A 13,323-nucleotide genomic window follows, 5' to 3' on the forward strand; every position below is an offset into this window, starting at 1 on the left:
ATGGTGTGACAACGCAACCCGAATAAGTTGTTTTGTTAACTTGTCTGATCTTTTTTCTTATAAGCCAGTAAATCCGCAATGGGTGTTTGAGCAAAAATGACCGTTTTATTATCTCTTCCGTGATGACTATTGCCCTGATAACCTCGGAGAAGATCCACTTCTTTAACCTCTGCAGGCCAACCAGTAAAACGAATCAACCTAGAACCATTCTCTTTTTTTATACATTGGCGCAAGCACACTCGCTGCGACCAATCACCATCGCTTTGCCTTAACTCAAAGTAATCATCTGACTCGTCCAGCGTCGTATAACCCGGATATTCGAAAACTATCTCGACAGATTTAAGTAAATACACGACCGCTACATTTTTATTTACCTGGCTTCGTAACATTGCGTATTTTTCAGGTTTTGAGGTCGCAGCACTTGGTAATACTGAGAGCAGGCGAACAGAACCGTCTCCAATTTTAAAGCTTTTCTCACTGCTATAATGGTTAAGATCAGTGACCTTTATGGCCTTGGTTCCGGGATCACTTTCTAGTTCAGATAGTTCACTCTCGCTCAATCGTTTACTGTTATAAGCCAAATATACTTCTTGAGGCTCACCTTTAATCTTGTAAGGAAGCCATATATGCGGGAGAGGGTAACCTTGCGCGCTCCGCTCCACTGGGCTAGAAGCATTAATAGGGCTCAAATTTGTTTCAATCTTTTCTTTGATTTGTGGCTCATAGCCTGTCATGACTATCTCAACTTCTTCCTCAACTAAGTTGAACACTCGAGCCTCTCCAGAGCCATTCAAAGAGCCTTCACTTACCACCTTGCCGTTCTGCACGATTTGGAAAGGCTCATAAGCGAAAACACCGCCTGTTTCAGGATTGGTCATATAGATATCGGCGTGCCTTTTGGGTCTAGAGCCTTCACGAACACTATTAATGTCCGTATCTGAAAAGTAACCATTTTCCGTAATTGCCACTTCGCGCCAAATTTTATTGTTCCAAACAACATACACGTAGCCTGATTTAAACACTTCTGCAGCTTCATCTGATTTATCGCTACCAGGGAAGTGCAGCGGAACCACTGGCACTAACACGTTATCCCACTCATCCATCTGAGTTTCTTTATCAACGGGTTGCAGGTCTTCGGCGAGTTTAAGCAAAATTGGCTGAGGCTGGTCAGTGCAAGGGATTTTGATATAGAGCGTTTTGCCCTCAGCTTCGAGATCTTTAAATATCGCGAGGCTGCGGTGTTTGCTTTCTGTATCAGCCTTGCCTACAGTCACTTTTTCTTTTTGAGCTTCGGTTTTTCCCAACATCAAACATGCCGCGTTGCTAGACCACTGCCCTGCAAACTCGACAACGATTTTTTGATCTGGGCTTGGCTCAGAGGGGACATGCGTGTAACTACGAACTAAAGCAACATCGTCGGTAACCTGCTTGTATCCTGCTTTAAAAGCTTTGCTTTCATTCGAAGCTGATACAAAGTCAACGAGTGATTTAAGTCTAGGGAAGCTTTGCAGCTGAGAGTCCGTCAATGGCGAACGACGAGCAACGGTAGATAATGACACCCAATTGCCTTTCCCCAATTCGATTCTTATCGCAGCTAGCAATGCGCTGGTCGTTTTTTTGGCAGAGATGGAAATCTTTTGCGCCAATTCTTTAGGGAGGTTTCTAAGGATGTCATCTGAATTTCGCAAACGCGAAAGCTGTCCTATACACTCGTCCGGTGTAAGAACATAAGATAGCTCGTTGGAGGATAGCTTCGAGCTAAGTATAAATTTGCAAACTAAATGCATTTGAATTCTCCACAACCAACATCGTAAATATGGCTGCGGTGACAATTAAGCTGATAAGGCTTACAAGTACGATTTGGTCTGCGTATCCTACTTACTTAGCCATTTATTTTCAACGAGATAGAAAAATCGCCCGAAATCAAAAACACTAAAAAAATGGTGATTTTTGCTATCAAAACATGCGATTTGACCACAATAAAAGCCAGTAACATCACCCACTCTGTCAAAATGGTAAAATCTTACTATCTAAAAAAATTTAATTTATGGACTGAAGTTAACAAAAATTGTAGTCACGTGCGCTTCAGGTAAGCACGAGGAAATTCAGAAGTTTATGAGGTGCCTTCCTCAGCAACAAACAACAAATTGACTGTTACTGAGGAAGTTTAAATAAAAAGGTGAGCGCATTACGCACTCACAAAAGTAACTGCTCTGAAGCTTGCTAGGATTAAATTTGCTTCATCGCGAGTTAAAGAGGCGAGGTATTACCCATCGACCTCATGCAGAACACTATACTCAGAGTATAGAAACGAGCGTAAATATATAATATTTAAAAAGATTTTCAACGCGACACATTCACCACAGCACCTGCCGAGCGACCATCACAATCACGTCATACACACCTAAAAGCAACATTGGCCTAGTTATTATAGTTATTCAGCCTTGTATTAAGACGATTCATTAATTCGAGTAACTTATCAATAAAGGCAATTATTTTGATAAATATCACAAAAAGTCCCAAAGAAATAAAGCGAGCTAAACGCTCGCTTTATTTATGCCGCATTTTTTAAAGTTTTGTTATCACTAAAATATCGGTTGTAAACAGCACCTAAGGAGGCTGTACTTGCGAAACGATCATAGTTAAATGTTGCTTGAGCCTCTTCGGCAGAGGCGGAAAGCTTGTTGGTACCATTTACATAAATCGTCACTACCCCTTCCTTCAGTCCTGAAAGATCTAAATCAGTTGTCCATGAGTCTGAAAGCACGGTTGCCATGCCTGTGGCTTCTGTACCATCAGCGTCGACTGCTTTGATATCTATGAACTCACCATCTTCAAATCGTTCACTGCTACCACTTACTGTCACGCTTTCCACTCCAGTAACATCGTTGATAACGTCTAGGTGTATTGTCGGTGTAATTGGCATGGAGTAAGCCGTGTTCTGACTACCGGTATTTCCTGATAAGTCTTGGTAGTCACGAACAACCAACCCCACATTGAGCTCCGACGTGCTTGGTACCACCACATCACCAGTCCAAACACTTGGGTCCGCGGTTGCCACTAATGAAGTGATCGTCGTGCCACCTAACTCCGCCGCAGCGGATTGCAGATCTTTATCGAATTCCAGCGTCACCGTCACGCTTTGGCCGATGGCTTGGTGCTCAGGCGTAAACGTCACGTTAGTCAGCGTTGGCAGAGACTGCGCCAGTGTAAAGCTCTGGCTTTCACTCACTTCAATGCCGGCTGAGTTCGTCCCCGTCACCATCACGGTATAAGTGCCGTTGGTTTGGTGACTCATATCAATCGCGTCACTGGTCCAATTGCCACCGGCTTGTACCGTCGCACTGCTGCTTTTCAATACCGTTGCGCTGCCTTGGGCCTTTACTTCAAGACGCAGGGACTGACCATCAAAGCGTGTCGACGTGCCTTCGAATTGTAGCGTGGCGGCATGCGTTTCATCCACATTGCCCACTGGCGTGATGGCTAAGGTCGGCGTGATCGGCATGGAGTAAGCCGTGCTCTGGCTACCGGTATTCCCTGATAAGTCTTGGTAGTCACGAACAAGCAACGCCACATTGAGCTCCGACGTGCTTGGTACCACCACATCACCAGTCCAAACACTTGGGTCTGCGGTTGCCATTAATGAAGTGATCGTTGTACCACCTAACTCTGCTGCTGCGGATTGCAGATCTTTATCGAATTCCAGCGTTACCGTCACGCTTTGGCCGATGGCTTGGTGCTCAGGCGTAAACGTCACGTTAGTCAGCGTTGGCAGAGACTGCGCCAGTGTAAAGCTCTGGCTTTCACTCACTTCAATGCCGGCTGAGTTCGTCCCCGTCACCATCACGGTATAAGTGCCATTGGTTTGGTGACTCATGTCCATTGCGTCACTGGTCCAAGTGCCACCGGCTTGTACCGTTGCACTGCCGCTTTTTAGTACCGTCGCGCTGCCTTGGGCTTTCACTTCAAGACGCAGGGACTGACCGTCAAAGCGTGTCGACGTACCTTCAAATTGTAGCGTGGCGGCATGCGTTTCATCCACATTGCCCACTGGCGTAATAGCTAAGGTCGGCGTGATCGGCATGGAGTAAGCCGTGTTCTGGCTACCGGTATTCCCTGATAAGTCTTGGTAGTCACGAACTAGTAACGCCACATTCAGCTCTGACGAGTCTGGTACCACTACATCACCAGTCCAAACACTTGGGTCCGCGGTTGCCACTAAGGAGGTGAGCGTCGTACCACCTAACTCTGCTGCGGCGGATTGCAGATCTTTATCGAATTCCAGCGTCACCGTCACGCTTTGGCCGATGGCTTGGTGCTCAGGCGTAAACATCGCGTTAGTCAGCGTTGGCAGAGACTGCGCCAGTGTAAAGCTCTGGCTTTCACTCACTTCAATGCCCGCAGAGTTCGTCCCCGTCACCATCACAGTATAAGTACCATTGGTTTGGTGACTCATGTCCATTGCGTCACTGATCCAAGTGCCACCGGCTTGTACTGTCGCGCTGCCGCTTTTTAGTACCGTCGCGCTGCCTTGGGCTTTCACTTCAAGACGCAAGGACTGACCGTCAAAACGTGTCGACGTGCCTTCGAATTGTAGCGTGGCGGCATGCGTTTCATCCACATTGCCCACTGGCGTAATAGCTAAGGTCGGCGTGATCGGCATGGAGTAAGCCGTGTTCTGGCTACCGGTATTCCCTGATAAGTCTTGGTAGTCACGAACTAGTAACGCCACATTGAGCTCTGACGTGCTTGGTACCACCACATCACCAGTCCAAACACTTGGGTCCGCGGTTGCCACTAACGAGGTGATCGTCGTGCCACCTAACTCCGCCGCGGCGGACTGCAGATCTTTATCGAATTCTAGCGTTACCGTCACGCTTTGGCCGATGGCTTGGTGCTCAGGCGTAAACGTCACGTTAGTCAGCGTTGGCAAAGACTGCGCCAGTGTAAAGCTCTGACTTTCACTTACTTCAATGCCGGCTGAGTTCGTCCCCGTCACCATCACGGTATAAGTACCATTGGTTTGGTGACTCATGTCCATTGCGTCACTGATCCAAGTGCCACCGGCTTGTACTGTTGCACTGCCGCTTTTTAGTACCGTCACGCTGCCTTGAGCTTTCACTTCAAGACGCAAGGACTGACCGTCAAAACGTGTCGACGTACCTTCGAATTGTAGCGTGGCGGCTTGCGTTTCATCCACATTACCCACTGGCGTAATAGCTAAGGTTGGCGTGATCGGTAATTCGTGAGCGGTGTTATCCTCACCTATGTTGCCAGTCAAATCTTTAAATTGACTAACAACCAAGTCGACACTTAACAGCGCGGTGCTCGGAACTTGTACATCACCAACCCAGACCTTTTTATCTGCCGTTGCTGACAGAGAACTAATGCGATTGCCGCCAAGCGTAGCGGTCGCCTCTTGGAGCTCTTTATCAAACTCAAGCGATACATTCACGCTTTGACCCACACTCTGATGCTCGGGGTTAAATGTCACATTGGTTAGTTTTGGTAAGATTCCTTCAACCGCGATACTTAAGCTGCTTCCTTTTCCAGGAATTGTGTTGGTACTTTGATAGCTATTGTCTTCTACCTGAATAGTGATATTTTTATCTTGTTTTTCTGGGCTGACATAGTTAACCGTCCACGTAATATTGTCTGAAGTCGACCAAGTATCTTGTTTTAACGTTCCTGTTGCACCGCTATCACTAGCGACAAGATGGACATCTGAGATATCAAAGTTCGTAACTTCTTCTGTAAAGTTAAACGCAAGCGTAATCTCTTCGCCTCCAAAAAGAGGGGCGCTTGAGGCGGTAGAGATACTTAGCCCGGGAACGGTTGCCGCTTCCACATGCGCGTCAATAGAACTTTCACTCTTGTTATCCACCTTGTCTGTTGCTGCCACCGTGATCGTATGATCGCCTTTCGGTAACAAATAGCTTATGACATAAGGCCCCGCTTCGGTTGTCGGCTCAGTAATCGCTTGAGGAGCCACAGTGCTGCCACCACTCACCGCTTTTGACGTGACGAGATTTAAATTTTTATCTGTAATGTATGCACTAATTTCTAGTTGATACTTATCGTTTGTCGGCACCTTAGAGGTTTGATTAGCACTTAAGCCCGAAATACTTGGAGCGTCATAATCAACAATAGATTCGATAACCTTTCCATCATAACTTTTGCCTAGTAATTCAAAGCTTGTATTCTCTCTTCCAACTGAGTCCGTCACCGTCACCTTAAGGGTATATGACCCTTGGTTATCGACGGCAAAGTTCATCATTCCATTACCACTAGATGAGATAACATCACCTGAGTAACGCAAGGAATCACCGAGGCTTGGAATAAGCTCCACAGAATATTGTGAAGCTTTCACTCTTTCTCCTTCCACCGTAGATACCGTAAACGGCTGGCTCGCCTTGGTTAAAAACAGTTTCCCACCCTGCAAACTCGTAATTCCATCGAAATCAATCGTGACTTTAGGAACACTAATATCAATGACTTTTCTGATGTCTGAATATAGCCCAACACTATCTGTTGCTTTGATATCAACTGTGATTGAACCACGCCCCTCTAACTGAGATTTTGATAGTTCAAAGTACGTAGATGAACCGTTCCCATCCTCTACTCTTTCTTCTTGATAGCTTGGGTTTAAAACCGAATAGTTTACTTTTGCCAGGCTGCTACCAGTGTCCGTTATGTCGAAACGAAAACGAACATTATCTGGATTTGTTGGCGATTCAGTTACGATAATCTCATCGCCAACACTTGGAGGTGTGTTGTCAACTTTAATATCAACGGTCGCTTCACCGACTCTCGACCAAACATCCGTTGCTGTAATCGTTGTCCTGATCGTTTTTCCATCCGCATCGCTAGGAAGTTCACTTGTAAATGTTGAACACTTGTAGGTTGGATCATCTGCACACACCTCTAATTGTGCAAACTTCTCCGGATTATCTTTATAGTTGTAGGATTCCGTTCCAAACCTGGCCATCACATTGTCTAGTCTAGAGTTTTCATACAGCTTAATTCTGAATTTGGCGACAAGCTGCTGACCATTAATGGTTGTGTTTCCAACCGGATCAGTAATTTCAACGACTACCGAACCTTTAGGTAATTCAAGCAGTAGATCGTGCTCTGGCGTCAAGTTTCCTGCTAAATCAGATAAGTTCTTGATTTTGTATTCTTGAGTTGTACTCAGGCCATCAATAATATCGGCATAGGATGCAGAATACGTACACTTGATATTTCCAACACCTTTGGCACAAGTCGTTGGTGTATAAGCTTTGTTGCCAAGATTACGAACCAACTTTGGATATTCATCTGAACTTTCGGTATTCACGCCTGATAAAGCATCATTAAAAGAGAGCTCAAATGTGAGCATCTTCTTCTTCAAAGCTTCATCAAACCAAACATCACTTCCTTTAAAACTGTATGAGTTACCATCGACGACTGTCGGTGCATCAATATCCACCATCGAGAAATTGAACTTGTTGATCGTTTCACGCCCATTTGTACCCAAGGTTTTAGTGATCAAAGTAACAGGTGCTTTGGTCATGTTTTGCCCAACATTGACACTACAACTGTAAGGTTCTTGCGATACGTTGATAACACCAGAAGTTGGTTGCTCATTAGTTGGTGGCGCATCTAGAGAGTTGTATTCTTCACGAACCCAACACTCTAACGTTTTGGCTTTGACCGCACTCAATGTAGTAAAGGTGACATCAAGAACACCATCAGATAAGTAATTTTGGAAGTCCAGCGGGCTTTCAACTATTAGAACCACGCCTTCACGCTGTACGCTAAAGGTTTGGTTTACTTTTCCAACCTTTCGGTCTTTTTCATCAAGGTAACGAACTTTGTTATAAACTTTGATATCAAGTTCATAATTACCATCTTTGGCAATTTGTGTAGAAAGCAACGTTGCAGTCCAAGTGCCATCTGCGGTTTCTGAGAACGTAAAGTTAGTCCCGTTTTGCTCTCCAGAGAATCTATAAGTTGAGTCAATTCGATCAACGCCACTATCATCAACAATATCAAGCGTCAGTACGATATTTCCATCTTGATAGATGGTGTTGTTTGTAATTGGCGTTCCATCCGTGTAACTCATCGCCAGCGTCACCTGCGGGATTGAGTTGTACACTTTGACGGTAAAATCTTGCTCATCACTGGTTAAGGTTGTGTTGCCACGAACATCAGACCCTTTTAAACGAACCTTGTGTGTACCCGTACCTAAATCACCAAGGCTCACTTTGAGATCCTCATTGATTTTTGTACCGGGAGAGCCAGGTAATGGTTCCAGATCGCTAAACGTCCAATACTCTAGGCTTTCTCGATTTACGCCATTAATTGAAACATCACCGTTTGCATTTAGGTCTAGCGCCGTTAGGTCAAAGACATAGTTACCTAAGTAGTAGTCATTCGCATTGAAACCACTTAAGCCTAATGTTGGCCCATCACGATCAAGAATAACCTTGTGCGTGTTAGAACTAGACTCAAAACCATAAATATCGGTTGCTTTTACATACAATGACGTTGTTTTTTCATCTTCAGAAATGTCTATTTTATCTGTGTCACTCTTGATAAGAGACATGACAAACTCTTTAGATGAATCCGTTGGCACAATTGTCTTAATTGGCGAATCTTTACCACTTTGATACAGCGAGACTTGCTCAAGGTCTGAATCGTCTATTACGGATTTAAATCGCACGTTGAACTCACGCCCTATAACATAGTTCTCTTTGGACAATGTGTCTTCAACCCAAGGCGTATTTAGGATGATTTCAGGGCCTTTGTTATCGACTTGGAAGGTAAATTTCCCTGTTGTACTAACATTGGCAGGGTAAGCGTTGTCCGTCGCAGTGACGTAAAATTCATTCCATTCATCGTAATCAAATGCTTTTGAAACCAGTTGGACTTTGACGTCAGGCTGTTCACCAACTAGGTATGGTACGTCACACGCCTCTGTTAGAGGGTCACAGCTTTCTAATGTCAGAGCCTGACCAGATCCGCGGCGCAAATCTATTTTTACGTTATTGCCAGAGCTTAACGTCCCCCAATCAATGACAGGTGTCCATTGGTTATTACCACCTAAACGGCTTTGAACCTGCTCACTTTTTACAATAGGGGCTTCAGAGTCGATACGAATATTGAATCTCGGAGCGGTGCTAGTTAACTCTGAAACGGAGTTACCTAAGTTGTCCTCTGCTGCTGCAACAACTAACCAATCTCCATCACCAGGATAAATCGTAGAGCCTTGATTTGAACATATCTCGCCCGTACATAGTTTGACTTTAAACGCGTCTTTCGAGTTACTTGCAAAGTTTTCTGGTGTGTATGTTACTTTTTCACCGGTTTGCTGGTAGAAAACAAGGCCCCTCGAGGCAAGCTTATCACCAACAATATCCTCAACCTTGAAGGTTAATTCATGAGTATTGTTCGCATTTAAATAAATACCGTTTTCTACAGGTTTACCATCGACATCATTGGGTGGAAGGTAACTGGCCTTAGGGAAGTCGTTATCAATAAACACCGATTCTATAAACGGAGATTTACCATTGTAACCATACGCATTGCCATGTGGGTCCATAGCACTGGTCTCCACGGCAAACTCTATAATATCTTTTAGTTCACTAGACTGGGAGTTAAGGGTGAAGAAGTACTCTTTTCGATAAGCATTGCTGCTGTCTGAGTTTTCTACGATGTTGATGTCCAGTGGTATTTCAATATTTGGCTCATTGGCTTGATACCACATCGTGCTAAACTTCGGGCCGTGAGCGTCGGTTCCTACAATACCAGAAGGATCGTCTAGGACAATTTTAGAAACAACCTCGCCAGCGATATAAAGCCTATTACCAACCATCGTCTCTCTACCGCTTTCAATGGTTAATTTTGGCTGCGGAGGCAAGGTATCGATACTGCTACCCTCTGTATCAAAAATGTTCTTACCATTTAAGTCAGGATTAGCCATCGAAATATCATCAGCATAGAGCTGCGCGATATTGGTCTCAATACCGTATTTGCTCGCCATGATTTCATAATACGATTGCGCCAGGTCTTTTCGGTAAGTTTCAGCGCCAAACGTGTAAGAATCGAGCGTAACTTGACTTCCTCCTGCCCCTACACCATTTGCTTTTCCATCGTAGCTAAAATCATCGTAAATAGCAGATGCAAAATCTAATGAGTTATTTCTTGGCATTCTCTCGGCAATACTATCAATTGCTTCAACAAGGAATCGGTGTAGATAGTCATTTGATGGCTTGTCTGGAATCGCTTTAGTCGTAAACATTTCATTGGTTGCATAAGACACAACCGTTGGGTCAAACCCAAAGAATGAGTTGTTATTCGTACCTGATAACGCGTAGCGCACCTCATCAAGAATTTGAATCGCACGTTCTGAAGTTTTCTCTCCCGCTGTCACTTGATCCCACTGGAAATCAAACAAACCAGTCTGATATGTCGATAGTTCAGTAATATAGTAAGTTTGAGAACCTTTGAGCTTAAAATACACACCAATATTGGCCTTGTTTAAGTCAACCGTTACTTTCTTGGTCCCTGGATCTCTTTTCCATTGGTAATAGTATGGCTCACTGCCTTCGATACCAATTAAACGAACACGCATGAAATCATAATTCACTACGTCAGTTGTGGTTTCACAACTCGCTACGTCAAGAGCCATGGACTGGTCACTTTCCAGTTGCTGGATAGTGGTACAACTTGCAAGTGAAGTGAATTCACCACTTGGGCTCAACCCTTCAAGTTGAGCTCGCGCACCAATAAATGGTGTCACCACTTTTATGGTTGGTAGGTCAAAGCTACTTCTAAAATATACTTCTCTTGGAGTGCTTTCGTTATCAGACTCATCGATGGTTTGAATGACTAACTTTTGACTACTGTTTTCTGATACCGATTTAAAGCTGTCACCCAAAATATCTCTTACAAAAGGAATGTAATAGATGACATCCTCTACTCGCCCATTGCTATCTAACAGCGTTTCGTGCGGAATTTTTGCGATGTAATCGTCATCGGATGCGGTTGTGTCAATAACTTGCTGAAGTGAGTAGTTGTTATCGTTGTTTTGGCTTACGTAGTACTTGACGACGAGCTTAAGCTTATTAGCGTTGGAGCCTAAAACCGTATCGGTGTTTACGTCTGAAACTTTCACACGAACATAAGGGATTTTATTCTCTTTCAATAAATTAGCGTTGAAGTTACTAAAATCTATCCCTTTTAATGAGTTCTGAATCCCTAAACTTGCGTACGCATAATCAATCTTCAGGAAATCGCGGCTTGCTTGAACATTGTCTGGGGTGTACGTATCTTGAGAGTAGATACCATCGTAAGTGGTTCGTTCACCATCTAAACCCACATTTACGTACGTCATTGACGTACCTTCAGGATAGGTTATCGTCTGTGCTGGCGCTTGATCGTCACGACTTACTGCATGCTGCGCAGAGCCCGTATTGCCTTTGCTATCCTTCGCTCGAACCTCAAAGACCGTCGTAGATAGGAATTCATCAGTTGGGTAAGCCTTACTAAACTCACAAGCATTTCCAGACTCTACAGTGACAGGAGAACATGTGACGCCCTCATGTAAGCCATCTTTAAATGAAATACTGACCGAACTAATCTCCTGCGAGCTTTCTTTTACAACGCCTTTCAGAACGTATTCTTTAAGTTGGTTATTAATTGCACTCGCCGATGTAATATCGATAACAGGCGCATCGTTATCCCATTCAAAGTTGATATGAAGACCCGAATGGCTGCCTGGAATTAACTCATTACCCAGTACATCCGCTGTATACAAGACTAACCGTGCTGCTGTTACGTTTGAGAGCCCTGTGGCAGGGTTCATATCTACACTATCGATCTCTTTGGTATTAATGTTAACTTTAACGTTGGTCTCTCGAAGGCCAACTTCAAAATCATCAAATTCAACCGAACAGAATGTGCTTCCAAAATCTTGTATGTCGTTACATTGAAATTCACCAGACCAAGAGCCATTAATCTGATACTGAATAAAGGCGGATACGTCTTCTACACCGATATCATCAACAATTTTTAGATCAACTTTATCGGTGCCAGCAAGTACATCACGGTCAATGCGTGTCACGATAGGCGCTGTGGTATCAATCTCCGTCCCATCTCGCGGTGGAATGACGCCATCTGTACTGCCATATGTACCTAAGTCATTAAGCTTCTTACTAAAGTCGACATAGTCGGCAGCATCAGTACCAGAAATATTGATACTTGGGTCGTTTACCACGATCAAAACGTGCTGAGATAAGTCACGTGTGTAAACGTCGCTGTTTATCTTTTTCTGTCCAAAGCTGAGGGGAGTCACTGCTCCTGAAGTCTTGCTCACTTCAAGACCATCAAGAACACCATCTGCAATAACATCCCGATATTGGATGTCAGCGAAGTGCATCGAAGTGTAGACGTTATCGCTGTTGCCGTATTTTTTTATAAGATCGTAAGAGTAAGACGAGTATGCTGTTAATAAAGCACCGTATTGATGCCCAGTACTAGCAAAACTGCTTTGCCCACCTTTGGTAATATCAATAGGTTTGGTCTCATTTACGTCAAAACCATACATGCTATTGATACTATCCAAAGCGATTGAAAAGGCACTTTCATCTGTGGCCCCCTGAGAAATTTTGTACTTTGCCAAGCCAGCTGCCAAGTTCGACAGCGGAGTAAGCATTAACTTTTGCTCACTCCCCTCTTTAAAGTTCACAACACCTTCAAATTTAAGTGTCTTCGCATTACTCACAGATACCGTTTCATTTGTAAACGGATCGGTATAACTCCCCTCTTTTGCGACAACAAAAAGAGGCATTGACGACGATTCAAACTCTAGCAGATAGTTTCCGAAGGCATCAGACGTCGTGTTAGCCAACTTCCGACCTAAGTTTCCATTTTTGAACTCGAAAACCTCAATCTTGGCGCCATTGACTGGGGCGTCAAACACCATACCGGAAATGCTTCCTTTGCTTCTAGCTGGAGGTGTGTTGTCTCCTCCATCACCACCACCACATGCACTCAATAAAAGAGATGTAAGCGTAAGACCTAATGTTAATTTCAGCGTATTTTTAGCGAACATAGTAATTTGGCAAAATATATTTTCCCGAGATTATATTATTGAAAAATATTTTCTCAACGTGACATTAACACCAACAAAATAGGTATAAACACCAAGCCAACCGTCACTTTGACTGAATTATTAAAATTATTTTTACATCCTATAATTATTAACTTAGTTAAAACAGAGGAATTACTCATGCTTTAATGCTAGTTTTTATTTAAAATATTATACTCTACGCACAACTG

General features: G+C 43.9%; 2 protein-coding genes. Both read right to left on the reverse strand.

The annotated features are described in order from the left end of the window. Window positions 1-35: 35 nt before the first annotated feature. Complete coding sequence (locus tag R7P64_RS07865) at window positions 36-1,787, reverse strand: hypothetical protein (RefSeq protein ID WP_318119100.1); 1,752 nt, start codon at window positions 1,785-1,787, stop codon at window positions 36-38. Window positions 1,788-2,554: 767 nt separating this feature from the next. Beyond that, a complete protein-coding gene (locus tag R7P64_RS07870) occupies window positions 2,555-13,096 on the reverse strand; it encodes a tandem large repeat (RefSeq protein WP_318123351.1) in 10,542 nt (3,513 codons plus the stop codon). Between the last annotated feature and the right edge of the window lie 227 nt (window positions 13,097-13,323).

The sequence above is a fragment of the Vibrio sp. 2304 genome (assembly GCF_033339475.1).
Lineage (GTDB): Bacteria > Pseudomonadota > Gammaproteobacteria > Enterobacterales > Vibrionaceae > Vibrio > Vibrio alginolyticus.